Source organism: Pannonibacter sp. I15F10I1, from assembly GCF_900185665.1.
Taxonomy (GTDB): Bacteria; Pseudomonadota; Alphaproteobacteria; order Rhizobiales; family Stappiaceae; genus Pannonibacter; species Pannonibacter indicus.
The window spans coordinates 32,211-48,819 of sequence record NZ_FYAN01000003.1 but is presented as its reverse complement, the minus strand read 5'-3'; the positions used below and the strand labels follow the sequence as shown (position 1 = coordinate 48,819).

The following is a 16,609-nucleotide window of genomic DNA, read 5'->3' as shown; positions in this document are numbered from 1 at the left end:
TGAACTTTTCTGCTGTGTGCCGCGGTTATTCGCGGTTGCCGAAGAGCTGCAGCAGCATGAGGAAGAGGTTGATGAAGTCGAGGTAGAGGCGCAGGGCACCCATGATCGACTTCTTCGTGGCCACTTCGCCGGTGTCGCCTTCGTAGTACATTTCCTTGATCTGCTGGGTGTCATAGGCGGTGAGGCCTGCGAACACCAGCACGCCGATCACCGAGACAGCGAACTGCAGGGCGGAAGACGCCAGGAAGATGTTGACCACCGAGGCGATGATGATGCCGATCAGGCCCATCAGCAGGAACGAGCCCCAGCCCGACAGGTCCTTCTTGGTGGTGTAGCCGTAGAGGCTCAGCGCACCGAAGGAAGCTGCGGTGATGAAGAACACGCGTGCGATCGATCCGCCCGTGTAGACGAGGAAGATCGAGGACAGGGACGCACCCATGAGGGCGGCATAGACCCAGAAGCTGACCTGCGCAGTCGAGGCACTCATGGACTGGATGCGCATGGAGAGGAAGAACACCATCCCCAGCGGAGCCAGCATGATCAGCCACTTCAGCGGCGAGGCATAGAGCGCATAGCCAAGCTGCGAGAGCATCGTGCCATTGCCGAGAACGGCAGCGGCGGCTGCCGGATCAGTGGTCGTCGCAAACTGGGCAAGGCCCAGGGCGATGAAACCCGTGATGGCAAGACCGATGGTCATGTAGTTGTAGACGCCCAGCATGTAAGAGCGCAGGCCCTGGTCAATGCCGGCATCGGCGTAGCGGCCGGCGACCGCGTACGGTGCTTCATTTTTCCGGTCGAACGTCGACATATAGTGTTTCCCCTTCATTAGGTTACGCGGGAGGGACACTCCCAAACCGCCTCGACGGAGCAAGTCCGTTTGCAGAAGAATATGGGCGGGGTTCTGCCATCGCACAAGGGCAAATGGCCAAAAAACGCTTCCGGGAAGATTACAAAATCTCCATCTGAGGCGCCCGGCGCCGGTGAAAAGGCGCCGGAAGACCGTCTGTTCGGGTCACAGATTGCGCAGCACCGGCGCAGGTTTCTTGCCCAGCACGCGCCATGTGCCGATGAGGCCGAAGCCGACGGTCAGCACCAGCGCGGCAAGGGCCGCCGTGACTGCGGTGCCCGGGAGCAGCGTGAAGGACCCGTTCATCACCTGCGTAATCACGAACCACGCGGCAATGGACCCGGCCAGCACTGCAAAGACCGCCGTGCCGAGGCCGAGCATCGCATATTCCATCGCATAGGCGCCGGTCAGCCGGGCGCGGGTGGCGCCCAGCGTCTTCAGGATCACCGCGTCATAGATGCGGCTGCGGTTTCCGGCCGCCAGCGCTCCGGCCAGCACCAGAATGCTGGAGATGAGCGTGATGGCGGAGGCCGCCCGGATGGCGACGGCAAGCTGGGCGACGAGATCATTCACCTGCGCCAGCGCATCCTTGACGCGGATGGCCGTCACGGTCGGGAAGGCGGAGGAGACGGTCTTCAAAAGGCCCAGCTCACGCTCGGCCGGCGCATCCGGGTCCCAGGTCACGGTCATCAGGAAGGCGTGCGGGGCACCGGCGAAGGTGTTGGAGGAGAAGACCATCACGAAATTGATGGCGAGCGATTCCCATTCCACCTTGCGGGTGTTGGCGATCTTCGCGGTGATTTCCCGGCCCAGCACGTTGACGGTGATCCGGTCGCCGACGGCCAGCCCCAGCTCGGTTGCCAGTTCATCATCGAAGGAGACCAGCGGCTCGCCGCTGTAGCCCTCCGGCCACCATTCACCCTTCATCAGGGTGGAATTGGCCGGCAGGCTGTCCTGATAGGTGATGCCCCGGTCGCCGCGCAGCACCCAGGCGGCACTGGCCGGCGGGGTGATCTGGTTGACCGGCACATCCTTGAGGCTGACGAGCCGCCCGCGCAGCATGGGCACGCTCTGGATCTTCGCGTCCCCGGCGTCCTGCTGCAGCAAGGTGGCGAAGGCATCGCGCTCGGTGCTCTGGATGTCGATGAAGAAGAAGCTCGGGGCTTTTTCGGCAATCGTCGCCGTCAGCTCCCGGCGCAGGTTGCCGTCGATGAGGGCCAGCGACACCAGCAGGGTGAGGCCAAGGCCGAGCGACAGCACCACGGAAGAGGTGAGCGCGCCCGGCCGGTGGATGTTGGCAATGGCGAGCCTGAGGCCGGTGGAGCGCACCTGCGGCGCCTTGCGCGCGGCAAGCATCATCAGCCGTGCCACCCCGCCCAGCAGCAGGAAGGAGGCGGTGGAGGCCACCACATAGATCGAGGCAATGCGCCGGTCTTCGGCCAGGAAGATGGCGATGCCTGCCAGCGACACGGCGGCAATCAGCGTTGCGGCCAGATAGCGCTTGCGCGGCCAGACCTTGGCGCCCGTCACCTGATCGCGGAAGAGGGCAGTGGGCGGCACGTCATGGGCGCGGCCCAGCGGCCAGATGGCGAAGGCAAGCGCCGTCAGCAGGCCGTAGAGAAGCCCGAGGCCAAGTTCCGAGGGATAGATGGACACCGCCAGCTTGACCGGCAGTAGGCCGGAGATGGCGCCCGCCGCGGCGAAGGGTATGGCCGCTCCGGCGACAAGACCGATGGCGATGCCGATGGCGGCAATGATCATCATCTGGATCAGATAGATGCGGAAGACGAGATCATTGCTGGCGCCAAGGCACTTGAAGCTGGCGATCACCTCGCGTTTGCTTTCAAGGAATGCCCGCACCGCATTGGCAACACCGACACCGCCGACGACCAGTGCGGTAAGGCCCACCAGCGTCAGGAACTGGGTGAAGCGCTGGATGTTGTTCTCCAGCCCCGGCGAGGCGCTGGCGCGGGACTGGATGCGCCAGCCGGCTTGCGGAAACTGTTCACGCGATTGCTCGATGAGGCGGATGATGCCTTCGTCCGTGGTGCCGGGCGGCAGCTTCACCATGTAGGACCAGGTGACGAGGCTGCCGGGCTGGACGAGCGCCGTTTCCGGCAGTGCCGCTTCGCTCAGCATCAGGCGCGGGCCGAATTCCAGCCCGCCGGAGAGCTTGTCCGGTTCGGTGGCGATCACGCCGGTGAGGGTGACGGTGGCGCGGCCGATGGAGAGCTTGTCTCCGGGTTCAAGCCCGAGGCGGGCGAGCAGCGAAGCATCGGCGACGGCGCCAAAATTGCCATCCGGCTGGCGGCCCATGGCCTCGGCAGGATTGGTGCCGCCTGCAAGTGAAAGAGTACCGTAGAGCGGATAGGCGCCATCAACGGATTTCAGCTCGACAAGCGCCTGATCGCTGCCGTCGGTCTTGCGGGCCATGGCGCGCAGGGTCGCGGTGCGGGTGATTTCGCCAAGGCTCTGCACATAGGCATATTCGGCGGCATCGGCCTCGCGGTGGACGAGGCGGAAGGACATGTCGCCGCCGAGGATCGCCTGTCCCTCGTTGGAAATGCCTTCCGTCAGCGCCCGCGATACCGAGGCAACGCCCGCGATGGCGGCAACGCCAAGGGCGATGCAGGCGATGAAGATGTAAAAGCCCTTCAAGCCGCCGCGCAGCTCGCGCAGGGCAAAACGGAAGGCGAGGGCGAGCGAGCTGTTGCCGCCTGACGGGGCCGGGGCAAAGGCCGTCATGCGCGGGCCTCCGCCGGGGAGGCGTGATGCTCCTCCTCCACTTGGCCGGAGCGCATGCGCACCACCCGGTCGCAGCGTTCGGCCAGCGCCGGGTCATGGGTCACCAGCACCAGCGTGGTGCGGCGGCGGGCAATGGCCGAAAACATCAGCTCGACGATCTGCTCACCGGTTGCAGCGTCGAGGTTGCCGGTCGGCTCGTCGGCGATGAGGATTTCCGGCTCCACCACCAGCGCCCGTGCGACGGCCACGCGCTGCTGCTCGCCGCCGGACATCTGCGCCGGATAGTGGGTGAGGCGGTGGCCGAGGCCCACGGCTTCAAGCTCCGCGCGGGCCTTGTCGAAGGCCTTGGGGTCGCCGGCAAGCTCCAGCGGCACGGCGACATTTTCCAGCGCCGTCATGTTGGGCACCAGATGGAAGGACTGGAAGATGATGCCGACATTGCGGCCGCGGAAGCGCGCCAGCTGATCTTCGTTCAGCGGCGTCAGCTCGGAGCCTGCAACGATGACCGAGCCCTTGTCGGCCCGCTCCAGCCCGGCCATCACCATCAGCAGGGTGGACTTGCCGGAGCCCGATGGGCCAACCAGACCGGTCGAACTGCCGGCCTCGATTTCCAGATCGACACCTTTGAGAATGTGAACCCGGCCTGCGCCGTCTCCGAGGCTGAGGTGAACTCCCTTGAGCGCTATGGCTGGTCCAGTCGTCATGTGTGACCCTATATAGGTTGGGTGCCTGGATGGGATCTGAGCGGTGCCGCTTCCGTTTCACTGCGGTGCCAGCCCATCGGGCAACAAAAAGTATGGTCCCGCAGCCTGCGGGTTTCGGGTGCATATGGGGCCCTGTCACGGAGTGATCCAGACCGCCATGTTCAAGTTTGTGTATCTGTTTGTCGCAATTGCGGTGTCTGCAAGCCTTTCTTCCGGCCATGCGCTTGCCAATGACGCAGCTGTGAAGATTGTTGTCCTCGGGGACAGCCTGTCGGCCGGCTATCAGCTCGCCCCCGATGAGGCCTTTCCGGTGCAGCTGGAAAAGGCGCTGAAGGAAAAGGGTGAGAACGTCACCGTGATCAACGCCGGTGTCTCCGGTGATACTTCTTCCGGTGGCCTGTCGCGGCTTGACTGGTCGGTGCCGCCGGATGCGGATGCGGTGATCGTGGAACTGGGCGCCAACGACGCCCTGCGCGGCATTGATCCGGCCGCCACCCGCAAGAACATCGAGGCCATCGTCTCCCGCCTGCGGGAGCGAGGTGTCGAGGTGCTGGTGGCCGGCATGATGGCACCGCGCAATCTGGGCGAAGACTATGCCGCCGCTTTCGACCCGATCTTCGCGGATGTGGCCGGGGCGCATGGTGCGCTGCTTTATCCGTTTTTCCTCGAAGGTGTGGCGATGAGGCCGGAACTCAATCTGGCGGACGGCATGCACCCCACGGGGGAAGGGGTTTCGGTCATCGTTGCCAATGTGCTACCTCTCGTGCAGGATCTCGTTGCCCGCGCCCGGCAGAAATAATCTTCTGCCCCGCCGGGTCCTGCCTTTCGCGGCTCGCCGCGCCTGCCACATTGTCTTGAACAACGTCTTGAACAAAGACCTTTCGAAACACGAGGGATGTTCCGATGGATCAACGCCGTCTTGGCCGCACGGATATCATGGTCAGCTCGATCTGCCTTGGCACCATGACCTTTGGCGAGCAGAACACGGAAGCTGAAGGCCACGCCCAGCTCGACTATGCGCTGGACCATGGCGTCAACTTCTTCGACACCGCCGAGATGTATCCGATCCCGCCCAGCGGCGAGACGCAGGGGCGGACCGAGCGCATCATCGGCACCTGGCTGAAGGCGCGCGGCAACCGGGACAAGATCGTTCTGGCCACCAAGGTGGCGGGCCGTTCGGACAGCACCTACTACCGCAAGTCCGGTGAAGAGGTGCGCCTCACCCGCCCGCAGATCCGTGAGGCGATCGAGCGCAGCCTGAACAACCTGCAGACCGATTACGTCGATCTCTATCAGGTGCACTGGCCGGACCGCACGGTCCCCGGCTTCGGCTCCAACCCCACCCGCTGGAACGATCCGGCGCCCGCTGCGGACGAGACGCCGATTGCCGAAACGCTGGCGGCCCTGAGTGAACTCGTCAAGGAAGGCAAGGTGCGCCACATCGGCCTGTCGAACGAAAGCGCCTGGGGCACGATGACCTATCTGAAGCTGGCCGAGACCGAAGGCCTTGCCCGGCCGGTGTCGATCCAGAATGCCTACAACATGCTGAACCGCACCTTCGAGACGGGGCTGGCGGAAGTCTCCTTGCGCGAGGATGTCGGCCTGCTCGGCTATTCGCCGCTGGCGCAAGGCGCGCTGACGGGCAAGTATCTGGATGGCGCGCTGCCGGCCGGATCGCGCAAGCAGCTCTACAACCGCCTGCAGCGCTATGAGAAGCCGGGCGCCGAAGAAGCCATCCGCGCCTATGTGGAACTGGCCCGGTCGGCCGGTATGGATCCGGCGCAGCTGGCCATCGCCTTCCCGCTGACCCGTAGCTTCATGACCTCGGTGATCATCGGTGCCACCTCCATGGCGCAGCTGCAGGTGGCCATCGGCGCGGCGGATGTGAAGCTTTCACCGGAGCTGATCGACAAGATCGACCTGCTGCACCAGATGCATGGCAACACCTCGCCCTGATCTGTGTGGTGGCCTGTGACATGGCTGCCGCAAGGGCAGGGAGAGCCTGCGAATCAACAGCTTGTGCGGCGCGTTTTGCGCCGCGCTTCATTTCGGGAGCGCAAAGCCCCGTCTTTTCAAGGCCTTTGCGAATTTCCTTGCGCAGTGCGGCAAGATGTCCCCTGATGGAGGGACCAGCGACAGCGGAGGGTTGCCCGATGCCGCGATTGTTTACAGGTCTCGAAATTCCGGCCCAAACCGGCCTGCACCTGTCCATGCTCCGCGGAGGCCTGCGGGGCGCCCGCTGGATTGATCCCGAAAACTACCACATCACCCTGCGCTTCATCGGCGATATCGATGACCGCACGGCTGACGAGGTGGCCGATGCCCTGTCGCGCATCCGGCGGGACCCGATCGAAATCCGGCTCAATGGCCTTGGCTCCTTCGGCAATGGCAAGCCGCATTCCATCTGGGCGCGGGTGGAACCTTCCGCCCAGCTGGCCGAGCTTCAGGCCGAGCAGGAGCGCATCCTGCAAAGGCTCGGGCTGCCGCCGGAGCGGCGCAAGTACATGCCGCATGTCACGATTGCCCGCTGCAAGACGGCCAGCAACGCTGACGTTGCCCGCTGGCTGACGGAGCGCGGCAGTTTTCAGGCGCCAACTTTCCTTGCCGGGCGCTTTGTCCTGTTCTCCTCCCGTGCCAGCATCGGCGGCGGACCCTATCTTGTTGAGGAAGCCTTTCCGCTGGCCGCGTAAAGAGGTGTGCAACTGGCCTGCCTTGAAACGGGCCAGTTGGCGCGGCAGGCTGGGACCGGTTTCAGGCAGGGACAGAAGGCATGATTGACGGCGGTTTGCTGGTGCTGCAGGTGGTCAAGGCAGTGACCGGTTTCATTCTGGGGCTGCTGGGGGCGGCGGGCTTTCTGGCCTTCGGCTTTTTTCGGGATGTGTTTGCGCAGCAGGATCCGGTTATGGCCGGTGCGGTCACCGGCACGGCGCTCGTCTCTGCGGCCTTTCTGGGGGCGCTTGCCTTTGCGCCCTCTTTCATCGCCATCGCTCTTGCCGAAGTGCTGCGGCTGCGCAGCATCGTCTATCATGTGGGGCTGGCGGGGCTGATCGCGGCCGGGCTCTGGATCATGGGGGACAGCAGCCTCGTCGCCAATGGCCGCAGCGGGTGGCTGCCGGGCACCACGGTGGCGCTGGCCTCCGGCTTTACCGGCGGGATCATCTACTGGGTGATTGCCGGGCGCACATCCGGCTGCTGGAGAAGCACGGCCGACAGGCCGGGCTGAGGCTTTCTTCCCCTCGGGATCTTTCTACACGCACATATCGTGCCTGAAGCCGAAGGCAGCTTGGGTGGAGCCTGAAGTCTCGTCATTTTGGCGCGGTCTTTCAGCCCCCCTCCCCCTCGTGGGGAGGGGGTAGGGGTGGGGGGAAGGCCTTTCCGTCTGGTAGAGTATCCATTGATTTCAGACAGCTGCTCCTCTGATGGCTCTTCAGGAAAAGTTCCTTTTTCAGACCCTTGCAGGCTCAGAGCCCCCCACCCCTTACCCCTCCCCACGAGGGGGAGGGGGGCGGAGAGCCCTTGCCACAGATCAGATGCATCACTGCGGGCGGTGCCCGAACCTGTTGTGTAAATCCGGTAGCTCCGGATCAGAGCGGCCTGTTGCCGGCGAGAACGTCTTTCGCAGCCTCGGTATGTTCTGGCCGCATATGGGCGCGTACCATGGCGATGGCGCCCATCAGCACGGTGGCATCATCGCCAAAGCCGATGCCGAGGATGAAATCCGGCACCAGGTCCAGCGGCAGGACGAAATAGGCGAGTGCCGCCAGCAGTGTGGCGCGCACCTTGCGCGGGGTTGCCGGATCAAGCGCGCAGAAATAGGCGGCCACCACATCTTCCATGAAGGGCACCTGCCGGGCCGCCTTGCGAGCGGTTTCCAGCAGCTTTTCGCGGACACGGCGGGACTTCTGCTCGTCCGTGCCCAGCTCCGGCCCAAGGATTTCCGGATCAAAGCCGGATGCTTCGGTATGATGCGTCATGGCCATCCTCTCCGCAGCCGGTGCTTCTTGTGCTTGCCGGCTACGGACAGAATATGGTGGCGCCGCGCTGCAGCCTCAAGGGATGGCAGCCGGACGCCCGTCAGAGCGCCCTTGTCTCAAGGACGCGCCGGGCGATGACCTGAGCCTGAATTTCCGCCGCACCTTCGAAGATGTTGAGAATACGGGCGTCGCAGAGCACGCGGGAAATCTGATACTCCAGCGCAAAGCCATTGCCGCCGTGGATTTGCAGGGCATTGTCCGCCGCTGCCCAGGCCACGCGCGCGCCCAGCAGCTTGGCCATGCCCGCTTCCAGATCGCAGCGGCGGCCGGAGTCCTTCTCGGCAGCGGAGAAATAGGTCAGCTGGCGGGCCAGCATCAGCTCGGCCGCCATCAGTGCCAGCTTGTCGGAAACGCGTGGAAAGCTGATCAGCGGCTTGCCGAACTGGATGCGCTCCTGCGCATAGCGAAGCCCGAGGTCGAGTGCGGCCTGCGCAACCCCCAGCGCGCGGGCGGCGGTCTGGATGCGGGCGCCCTCGAAGGTCTGCATCAGCTGCTTGAAGCCCTGACCGGTCTCACCGCCCAAGAGGTTTTCCGCCTTCACCTCGAAACCATCGAAGGCGATCTCGTATTCCTTCATGCCCCGGTAGCCGAGCACCTCGATCTCGCCGCCGGACATGCCGGGCGCAGGGAAGGGGTCCTCATCCGTGCCGCGCGGCTTCTCGGCGATGAACATGGACAGGCCCTTGTAGCCCGGCTCATCCGGATTGGTGCGGGCCAGCAGCGTCATGATGTCGGCGCGCACCGGATGAGTGATCCAGGTCTTGTTGCCGGAGACCTTCCACACGTCCCCCTCTTTCACGGCGCGGGTGCGCAGCGAGGCAAGGTCGGAACCGGTGTTGGGTTCGGTGAAGACGGCAGTGGGCAGGATCTCGCCCGAGGCGATCTTCGGCAGCCAGTGGGCCTTCTGCTCTTCGGTACCACCGCACAGGATCAGCTCTGCCGCAATTTCCGAGCGGGTGCCGAGCGAGCCGACGCCGATATAGGCGCGGGACAGTTCCTCCGAGACGACAACCATGCTCTGCTTGCCAAGGCCCATCCCGCCGTATTCCTCCGGAATGGTCAGGCCAAAGACGCCGAGCTCCGCCATCTGGGTGATGACGTCGAGCGGGATATAGTCGTTGTCGAGGTGCCACTGATGCGCATGGGGGCTCACCTTGTCATCGGCAAAGCGGCGCATTTCGGTGCGGATCTGCTCCAGCGTTTCATCAAGTCCGCTGTCGCCGAAGATCGAATGGCCTTCCTGATGGCGGATGAGCTCTGCAAGTTCTGCCCGCAGCTCCGGACTGGAGCCCTGTGCAATCAGGTCAGCAGAACAGGACCGCAGGGCGGCGGTGTCCGCCTCTCCGAGGCCGAGGCTGGCAAGGCGGATGAACTCGCCCTGGTTCATCGGAATGCCGCCCAGAATCTGTGCCAGATATTCGCTGAAGCCGAGGCGGAGGGTCAGTTCCTCAAGGCGTCCGAGGCGCCCTTCCGTCCGCAGGCGCTGGCCATAGGCATCCATCTGCCGCAGGGCTTCCACATAGGTCGCAAGCCAGGCGAGCCCGTGGGTGGCGTGCTGGTGCCGGTCCATGGCCTCGGCAGACAGGCCCTTGCCGTCCGTCACCTTCGCCCGCACGGCACGGGTGGCGGCATCCAGCAAGGTGTCCAGCGCGGCTACGGCCTCTCCCGTTTGCGCAAACAGATGTTCCACTGCACTGTCCTCACCGGCTGCCCCACTGGCTGTCTTTTGTCCCAGAGCCATGCCCATCCGTCCGTCCCTTTGCATTTGTTGTTTGTTGCGTCGCATTCTGGAAAGCATGTTGCGCTGCACCTGCGGCTTTGTCGAGGCCACAGCTCTACGCCTTTCGGCCAAGCAGACAGTGCCGCAAAGGCAACATGGGCTTGACGCCTGCACGCCAAACGGGCCACATCGGGGATATGAAACTGATAAAGTCTCTGCCCGCCAGCTTCCGCGTCCTGTGGGATGCGGTCAGCCACTTCAATACGGATGATGGCTGGGCCATGGCCAGCCATGTGGCGCTGTCGACGCTGCTGGCGCTGTTCCCGTTCCTGATCTTCATCGCCGCGCTCACCGGTTTTCTGGGGCTCTCGGGCGTCGCCGATCAGGTCTCGGCGCTGATTTTTGATGCCTGGCCGGAGAGTGTGGCGGCCCCTGTCGCCGATGAGATCAACAAGGTGCTGACGGTGCGCCGTGGTGACCTCCTGACCTTTGGCGCCGTGGCGGCCCTGTGGTTTGCCTCCAACGGGGTCAGCGCGGTGCGGCTGGCACTCAACCGGGCCTACCGGGTGCGGGAGACACGGTCCTTCATCTGGCTGCGGCTGCAGGCGATCCTGATCGTGATCCTTGGCTCGGTGGCGCTGATTGCCTTCACCTTTCTCGTGGTGCTGGCGCCGCTGGTCCTGTCGGCGGCCCTCAAGTGGTTTCCGGGGCTGGCGGAAGTCTTCCAGGAACTGCACCTGACCCGCTATGTCATCGCCGGTTTCCTCGGCTTTGCCGGCCTTTATGCCATTCACTGGCTGCTCCCGGCCGGGCACCGCAGCATGATGGATGCGCTGCCGGGGGTGGTGCTGACGCTGGTGCTCTGGGTGGCGTCCGGCACGGTCTTCGGCTGGTATCTGGCGGGCTACGCGGATTACGTCTCCACCTATGCCGGGCTGGCCGGCGTCATGTCGGCGCTGGTCTTTCTCTACATTCTTGCCGTGCTGCTGCTGATCGGCGGTGAGCTGAATGCCGCCATCCTGCGCCAGAGGACGCTGGCGCAGCGCAGGGCGGCGCGCCGGGTCACGCCGGACGGGGCTTCCGGCGGATGAACAGGATCGCCGCCATGATCAGCACCATGCCTGCGATCTGGACAAGGGTGAGCGTTTCGCCAAACAGGAAATAGCTTTCCAGCGTGGTGGCGGCGGGCACCAGATAGAACAGGGAGCCAACTTCTGCGGCTGATCCAGTACGGATCATGTACATCAGCAACAGGATGGCGCCGATGGACAGCACCAGCACAAGCCAGGCCATTGCGAAAATGAGCTGGGGCGACCAGGTGATCTCCCAGGTTTCGGTGAAGGTCAGCGGCACCGTGAAGAGCAATGCGCCGGCATATTGCCAGGTGGTGCCGGTCACGTGGTCTGCGCCCTGCACGAAGCGCTTCTGGTAGACCGTGCCCAGGCTGATGGCGATGACGGACACCAGCATGACGGAGACGGTAACGGAGGTGATGCCGGAGGCCGCTTCGCCAAGCTTGGGCAGCAGCACCAGGAGAAGGCCGGCAGAGCCACCGGCAAAGCCCAGCCAGTGGCGCCAGGTGATCTGCTCTTTCAAAAGCCAGCCGGCCGCGAGTGCAGTCACAACCGGCTGCACGCCGACCATCAGCGCGGCTGCGCCTGCGGGCAGCCCCTGCCGGATGGCCCAGAACACACCGCCCAGATAGATGCCATGCACAAGAATGCCGGTGACCATGCAGTGAAGCGCGGTTTTCACCGGCAGGCGCCGGCCGGAGCCCAGCAAAACGCCAAGGCCAATCAGCAACGGAACGGCGAAAGCGTATCTCAGAGCCAGAAAAACAAAAGGTTCAATGAACGGTGCTCCAAGTTTGGAGCCGATAAACCCGGTCGACCAAAGTGAAATGAACGCAATTGGGGCGAGTTTCTGTGTTTGTATAGACATATGTCTGCCGGGTTGCGGTTTGTGGTGTCAAGAAGTGCATGCGTGGTGAAAATTTAATCAGCAAAGGCGCCTATTCCTAGAGGTGTATTCAGCCCGCATTAACGGCTCTTGCTGTTAAGAATACCGAGCCAGCGTGTAGTGGCTGTCACCTGATGGGAAACGTCTGAATGATCCGGAACACACACACCATTCCAGAACAGGCCCTTTCTGCGCAGACCGGTGGCGGAGGCGGGTCCGCGAACGGGCTTACAGTACGTGCGCGGATCTTGTCCATCAGTCTTATCACGGCCGTGGGCCTGCTGGTGGTGGGGGCTGCCTTCTGGTGGAGCCAGTCCAAGGTGGAGGATGCTTTCCGGGCCTCCGAGGCGAACACCAACCTGGCGCGTGCGGCCTATGATTTTGCCGGTATCGCCAAACAGATGCAGATCGAGGAAAAGCTCTATCTCTCGGCCCCCTCTGCTGCCGTCTTTGACAGTTTCAAGGCCGAGGCAGCGAAGGCCGAAGCCGGTATTGCCGGGATTGCCGCCATGCCCGCCGCCAAGCCCCTGTCGAACGAAACGGCGGATGTGCAGGATACGGTCTCGGCCATTGGCGGTGCTTTCGCGGAGCTGCATGCCATTCAGGAAAAGATCGGCTTTGACGGCAGCTCGGGCCTCAGGGCGGATCTGACCGTCCTTGCTGACAAGGCGAAGAACCGGATCAATGACGAGCTCAAGTTCGGTGGTGCTTCCGATTTTGAAAAGCTCGTGCGTACGGTCATGGAGGTGCAGCTCGCCGAGCGCAAGTTCACCCTTTCGGGCGGTGGTCCGCGTGAGGAGTTCGACACGGCCTTTGCCATGTTCACCAAGATGCTGGGCCGGGCCTATATTCCCAATGAGGTGAAGGCCGAGATCGAGACCAGCATGACGGCCTACAAGGCCGCCTTCGATGCCTATGCGGATGCGCTGGTGGTGCGCTCGGACAAGATCACCCTGGTTGAAGACCTGTTCATGCTGCTGCCGCCGCATATCGAGGCGCTGATCAGTGCGGCACGGGCAGGCGATGCTGAAGCGGCTGCGCAGCTGGCTGATGTGCGTCAGCTGTCCTCGCTTGTGGTGTACGGCATCATTCTGGCCATGCTGGTTGGCCTGCCGGCGCTTGCCTTTGCCATCGGGCGCTCCGTATCCGGCCCCCTGACGCGGCTGCAGACATCCATGGAGCGTCTTGCCAGCGGCCAGACGGATGTGGAGCTGCCGCAGAGCAATTCCCGCGATGAGATTGCAGCCATGGTGCGCACTGTCCGTGTGTTCCGTGACAATGCGGCCGAGCGTATCCGCCTCGAAGCTGCGCAGGCCGAGGAGAATGCGGCACGTGATGAGCGTGTGCGCCGCCTGGAAGCCATCATAGGCACCTTCGAGCAGACCGTTCAGCGCGCGCTCGACAGTCTCGATGCCGCATCAAAGGATCTCGGCCAGGCTTCATCCGCCGTGGAACATGCCTCCGATGAGGTGGCGGCACAGGCCGGCAATGCCGGCCAGAGCGTGCGCGTCGCGGCCCAGAATGTGACGTCTGCGGCAGGGGCAACGGAAGAACTGGCAGCCTCCATCAAGGAAATTGCCAATCAGGCTGACCGGTCGACGAAGGTCGCCAAGCAGGCTGTGGCCGGGGCAGAATCCACCTTCTCCACCATGCAGGCGCTTTCGAGCGCGGCGGACCGGATCGGCGCCGTGATGAGCCTGATCCGCGACATTGCCAACCAGACCAACCTCCTCGCCCTCAATGCCACCATCGAAGCGGCCCGCGCCGGAGAGGCGGGCAAGGGGTTTGCGGTGGTCGCCGCAGAAGTGAAACAGCTTGCCAACCAGACATCCAAGGCAACCGAGGATATCGCCGCGCAGGTGGAGGCGATCCAGAATGCGTCTGCCGGCGCCGTGACGGCCATCTCGGAAGTGCGGGACATCATTTCCGACATGGACAATCTGGCTGTTGCCGTCGCTGCTGCCGTCGAGCAGCAGGAAGCGGCCGTCAGCGGTATTGCGGCGAATGTTGCCGATGCGTCCAGCCGGTCGGAAGAAGGGGCCGAGCGTATGTCTGCCGTTGTCAGTGCCACGCAGCACGCACGTTCCAGCGGGGACGAGGTTGACCGCCTGTCGCAGCTTCTGTCCGAGCAGGCCGGTGTTCTGCGCAAGGAAATCCGCAGCTTCCTTGAAGGTGTGCGCGCGGCCTGAACGAGACGGCCCTAACGATGCGTCCGGATTGATTGAACCAGGGCGATGGGGCCTGAACCGGTCTTTCAACATGGGTGGGATCTCCCGCCCATGTTTTTCTTTTTGCGGACAAATCCTTCCACGTGAACCTTGTGTGAAGCTTGTCCGGCAAGGGCCTTTGCCTTGCCCGGCTTTTCCCGCTATCGATAGGCCCCAAAGAATATATCGGGCCGCGGGCCGGGAGTTGTCATGCAGGAGAGTATCGTCATCATCGGTGCGGGCCAGGCTGGCGCGCAGGTGGCGCAGTCCCTTCGTCAGGGCGGATTTGCAGGTGCCATCCATCTTCTGGGTGACGAGCCGCATCCCCCGTATCAGCGGCCGCCGCTGTCCAAGAAATTCCTCTCCGGCGAGACCGATGCAGAAGGCCTGTGGCTGCGCCCGGCGGCCTTCTATGAAACGCAGGACATCGGCCTGAGGACCGGCGTCCAGGCGACCGCCATCGACCGCACAGGCAAGACCGTGGTTCTGTCGAGCGGTGAGGAGCTGGCCTACAGCAAGCTGATCATTGCCACCGGCACCCGCGCCCGCGCTGTGCCGCTGCCGGGCAGCAATCTGCCGGGTGTTCTGAGCCTGCGCTCGATTGCCGATGTGGACCATATCCGCAAGGCGCTCTCTGCCCATTCCCGTCTGGCTGTCATCGGTGCTGGCTATATCGGCCTTGAAGTGGCTGCCGTTGCCCGCGCCATGGGCAAGGCGGTGACGGTGATCGAGGCGCAGGACCGGGTGCTGAAGCGCGTCGTGTCGCCGGTTATCTCAGCCTTTTACGAGGGGCTTCACCGGGAGCAGGGCGTCGATCTGCACCTCAATGCAGGTGTTGCCGGGATCGAGGGCGACGCGGCGGTGACAGGGGTGCGGCTGGCCGATGGCAGCCTTGTCGAGGCGGATCTGGTGCTGATTGCCGTTGGCGCCCTGCCGAATACGGAGCTTGCGGCAGATGCCGGGCTGGATGTGGAGGGCGGCATTCTCGTGGATGCTTCCGGCCGCACCAGCGATCCGGACGTCTATGCCTGCGGCGACTGCACCCGCTTCCGCTCCGCCCGCTATGGCCGCGATGTGCGGCTGGAAAGCGTGCAGAACGCCATCGATCAGGCCAAGGCGGTGGCACAGGCCATTCTGGGCCAGCCGGTGGACTATGATCCGCTGCCCTGGTTCTGGTCGGATCAGTATCACGTCAAGCTGCAGATCGCGGGCCTGTCCGAAGGCTATGACCAGACCATTACGGTGGGCGAGCCTGCGGAAGCAAAGTTCTACGTTGCCTATCTGAAGGACGGCCGCCTGATTGCCGTGGACAGCGTCAACGCGCCCCGCTCGCACATGATGGCCCGCCGGACCATCGGCGAGACCTGGCGCGAAGATCTTCTGCCTCCTGCTTGAGGCGCCTTCTGTGTGGCCCGCCAGCGGGCGTCAGCGCCCGCCGGTGATCTCCGCGATGAGGCGGATGACGTCGCGTGGCTGCTCCAGATGCGGCATGTGGCCGGTGTCTGCGAGGCGGTGCACGGCGATGCTGTCCGGCAGGCCCGCGCTCTGGCTCACCGGCAGCACGCCGTCCTCAAGGCCCCAGATCACCTGAACCGGCAGGGGCAGCGCGGCGACATCTCCAAGCGGCAGGGTCTTCTGCCCGTCACCGTCAAGGATCTCTTCCACGATCTCCTGCAGCGCTTCGACAGCGCCCGGCCGCGACCTTGCGTCCGACGCATGGCGGGCAAGCTGGCGGGGCAGGCGGAAGGAGGGAGCGAAGAACTCCGGCAACAGGGCGGCAAGCTCCTCTTCCTCCGCCGCCGAGGCGTAGCGGCGCAGCAGGTCCGCATTGATCTGCGGCCCGAAACCGCCGGGGCCGACCAGCGTCAGGCTGGCGATGCGCTCCGGCATGCGCAGCGCGATGAGCGCGGCAACGGCGCCGCCCATGGAGTGGCCCGCCAGATGCACCTTTTCCAGTTCCAGCGCGTCGAGAGACTGGCTGACAGCCTTGGCCGAGATGCCGGCATTGCCGATGCGCGGCCAGCCAACGGCCGTGCCGTGACCCGGCAGATCAAAGGCGATGCTGCGCAGGCGGGTGGAAAGGCCGGTCTGGATGTTCAGCCAGCCCTGGCGGTCACCGCCAAAGCCATGCAGCAGCACCAGGGGTGTACCGGTCTGGTCCGTGCCCTGCTCAGCATAAGGCAAATGGGCGGGGACATCGGGCTTCAGGCTGATGGACATGGCGGCTTTCCGGCGCTGGATAAGTTTGTCCCTAGATAACGTCCCGGTTCCGCTCTGCCTAGCCGCCCGAATGGCGGGCGGAGGTGGGCCGCTCAAGGGGATGGACTTCACGGCTGCTGCCGGATTAAATCGATTGAAAGATGCTTCTCATTGCTCTCCGGCTGGTCTAGAAG

Annotated in this window: 14 protein-coding genes; 7 read left to right on the top strand and 7 right to left on the bottom strand. The window is 64.1% G+C overall.

What is annotated here, in order from left to right; translation table 11 throughout:
- Positions 1 to 25 precede the first annotated feature (25 nt).
- From IF10I1_RS01930 to IF10I1_RS01920, 3 genes are all read right to left on the bottom strand, one after another.
- Positions 26 to 808: a Bax inhibitor-1/YccA family protein gene (locus IF10I1_RS01930; RefSeq protein WP_050475119.1), complete on the bottom strand. Its 783-nt coding sequence runs from the start codon at positions 806 to 808 to the stop codon at positions 26 to 28.
- A 204-nt stretch (positions 809 to 1,012) separates the two neighbouring features.
- Positions 1,013 to 3,592: an ABC transporter permease gene (locus tag IF10I1_RS01925; RefSeq protein WP_122523022.1), complete on the bottom strand. Its 2,580-nt coding sequence runs from the start codon at positions 3,590 to 3,592 to the stop codon at positions 1,013 to 1,015.
- Positions 3,589 to 4,296: an ABC transporter ATP-binding protein gene (locus IF10I1_RS01920; protein WP_122523024.1), complete on the bottom strand. Its 708-nt coding sequence runs from the start codon at positions 4,294 to 4,296 to the stop codon at positions 3,589 to 3,591. The genes IF10I1_RS01925 and IF10I1_RS01920 overlap by 4 nt, the downstream gene beginning before the upstream one ends.
- A gap of 157 nt (positions 4,297 to 4,453) precedes the next feature.
- Here IF10I1_RS01920 and IF10I1_RS01915 point away from each other — a divergent pair, with 157 nt between their 5' ends.
- From IF10I1_RS01915 to IF10I1_RS01900, 4 genes are all read left to right on the top strand, one after another.
- On the top strand, positions 4,454 to 5,095 hold the full coding sequence (locus IF10I1_RS01915; RefSeq protein ID WP_186392453.1) for an arylesterase: 642 nt from the start codon (positions 4,454 to 4,456) through the stop codon (positions 5,093 to 5,095).
- A gap of 104 nt (positions 5,096 to 5,199) precedes the next feature.
- Positions 5,200 to 6,252 (top strand): aldo/keto reductase, encoded by a 1,053-nt coding sequence (locus IF10I1_RS01910; protein WP_186392454.1) that lies wholly within the window; start codon positions 5,200 to 5,202, stop codon positions 6,250 to 6,252.
- A gap of 197 nt (positions 6,253 to 6,449) precedes the next feature.
- Positions 6,450 to 6,986, top strand: a complete 537-nt coding sequence (gene thpR / locus IF10I1_RS01905; protein WP_050475124.1) for an RNA 2',3'-cyclic phosphodiesterase — start codon at positions 6,450 to 6,452, stop codon at positions 6,984 to 6,986.
- An 80-nt stretch (positions 6,987 to 7,066) separates the two neighbouring features.
- Positions 7,067 to 7,519: a translation initiation factor IF-3 gene (locus tag IF10I1_RS01900; protein WP_122523028.1), complete on the top strand. Its 453-nt coding sequence runs from the start codon at positions 7,067 to 7,069 to the stop codon at positions 7,517 to 7,519.
- 361 nt (positions 7,520 to 7,880) lie between these two features.
- Here the strand turns inward: IF10I1_RS01900 and IF10I1_RS01895 are convergent, their stop codons facing one another.
- Together IF10I1_RS01895 and IF10I1_RS01890 are read right to left on the bottom strand one after the other, a co-directional pair.
- A complete protein-coding gene (locus IF10I1_RS01895) occupies positions 7,881 to 8,276 on the bottom strand; it encodes a YkvA family protein (protein ID WP_186392455.1) in 396 nt (131 codons plus the stop codon).
- A gap of 94 nt (positions 8,277 to 8,370) precedes the next feature.
- The gene (locus IF10I1_RS01890) at positions 8,371 to 10,077 is read right to left on the bottom strand and encodes an acyl-CoA dehydrogenase family protein (RefSeq protein ID WP_244284679.1); all 1,707 of its coding nucleotides are present in this window, start codon (positions 10,075 to 10,077) and stop codon (positions 8,371 to 8,373) included.
- A 170-nt stretch (positions 10,078 to 10,247) separates the two neighbouring features.
- On the opposite strand from IF10I1_RS01890, the gene IF10I1_RS01885 reads away from it, so the two are divergent.
- Positions 10,248 to 11,141 (top strand): YihY/virulence factor BrkB family protein, encoded by an 894-nt coding sequence (locus IF10I1_RS01885; protein WP_058898632.1) that lies wholly within the window; start codon positions 10,248 to 10,250, stop codon positions 11,139 to 11,141.
- Here IF10I1_RS01885 and IF10I1_RS01880 read toward each other — a convergent pair.
- Positions 11,113 to 11,991, bottom strand: coding sequence for a DMT family transporter (locus IF10I1_RS01880; protein ID WP_186392457.1), 879 nt, complete (start codon positions 11,989 to 11,991; stop codon positions 11,113 to 11,115). The genes IF10I1_RS01885 and IF10I1_RS01880 overlap by 29 nt on opposite strands.
- Before the next feature lie 266 nt (positions 11,992 to 12,257).
- Between IF10I1_RS01880 and IF10I1_RS01875 the strand changes: the two genes are divergently transcribed.
- Together IF10I1_RS01875 and IF10I1_RS01870 are read left to right on the top strand one after the other, a co-directional pair.
- Positions 12,258 to 14,198 carry a methyl-accepting chemotaxis protein gene (locus IF10I1_RS01875; RefSeq protein WP_186392458.1) on the top strand — a complete coding sequence of 647 codons (1,941 nt, stop codon included), beginning with the start codon at positions 12,258 to 12,260 and terminating at the stop codon, positions 14,196 to 14,198.
- Positions 14,199 to 14,426: 228 nt separating this feature from the next.
- Positions 14,427 to 15,611, top strand: a complete 1,185-nt coding sequence (locus tag IF10I1_RS01870; protein WP_186392459.1) for an NAD(P)/FAD-dependent oxidoreductase — start codon at positions 14,427 to 14,429, stop codon at positions 15,609 to 15,611.
- A 30-nt stretch (positions 15,612 to 15,641) separates the two neighbouring features.
- Here the strand turns inward: IF10I1_RS01870 and IF10I1_RS01865 are convergent, their stop codons facing one another.
- Positions 15,642 to 16,436 carry an alpha/beta fold hydrolase gene (locus tag IF10I1_RS01865; protein WP_186392460.1) on the bottom strand — a complete coding sequence of 265 codons (795 nt, stop codon included), beginning with the start codon at positions 16,434 to 16,436 and terminating at the stop codon, positions 15,642 to 15,644.
- Positions 16,437 to 16,609 lie beyond the last annotated feature (173 nt).

Bases quoted from the DNA above. Each gene is read 5' to 3' on its own strand.
- IF10I1_RS01930 (WP_050475119.1), bottom strand. From the start codon at position 808: ATGTCGACGTTCGACCGGAAAAATGAAGCACCGTACGCGGTCGCCGGC.
- IF10I1_RS01925 (WP_122523022.1), bottom strand. From the start codon at position 3,592: ATGACGGCCTTTGCCCCGGCCCCGTCAGGCGGCAACAGCTCGCTCGCC.
- IF10I1_RS01920 (WP_122523024.1), bottom strand. From the start codon at position 4,296: ATGACGACTGGACCAGCCATAGCGCTCAAGGGAGTTCACCTCAGCCTC.
- IF10I1_RS01915 (WP_186392453.1), top strand. From the start codon at position 4,454: ATGTTCAAGTTTGTGTATCTGTTTGTCGCAATTGCGGTGTCTGCAAGC.
- IF10I1_RS01910 (WP_186392454.1), top strand. From the start codon at position 5,200: ATGGATCAACGCCGTCTTGGCCGCACGGATATCATGGTCAGCTCGATC.
- thpR (WP_050475124.1), top strand. From the start codon at position 6,450: ATGCCGCGATTGTTTACAGGTCTCGAAATTCCGGCCCAAACCGGCCTG.
- IF10I1_RS01900 (WP_122523028.1), top strand. From the start codon at position 7,067: ATGATTGACGGCGGTTTGCTGGTGCTGCAGGTGGTCAAGGCAGTGACC.
- IF10I1_RS01895 (WP_186392455.1), bottom strand. From the start codon at position 8,276: ATGGCCATGACGCATCATACCGAAGCATCCGGCTTTGATCCGGAAATC.
- IF10I1_RS01890 (WP_244284679.1), bottom strand. From the start codon at position 10,077: ATGGGCATGGCTCTGGGACAAAAGACAGCCAGTGGGGCAGCCGGTGAG.
- IF10I1_RS01885 (WP_058898632.1), top strand. From the start codon at position 10,248: ATGAAACTGATAAAGTCTCTGCCCGCCAGCTTCCGCGTCCTGTGGGAT.
- IF10I1_RS01880 (WP_186392457.1), bottom strand. From the start codon at position 11,991: ATGTCTATACAAACACAGAAACTCGCCCCAATTGCGTTCATTTCACTT.
- IF10I1_RS01870 (WP_186392459.1), top strand. From the start codon at position 14,427: ATGCAGGAGAGTATCGTCATCATCGGTGCGGGCCAGGCTGGCGCGCAG.
- IF10I1_RS01865 (WP_186392460.1), bottom strand. From the start codon at position 16,436: ATGTCCATCAGCCTGAAGCCCGATGTCCCCGCCCATTTGCCTTATGCT.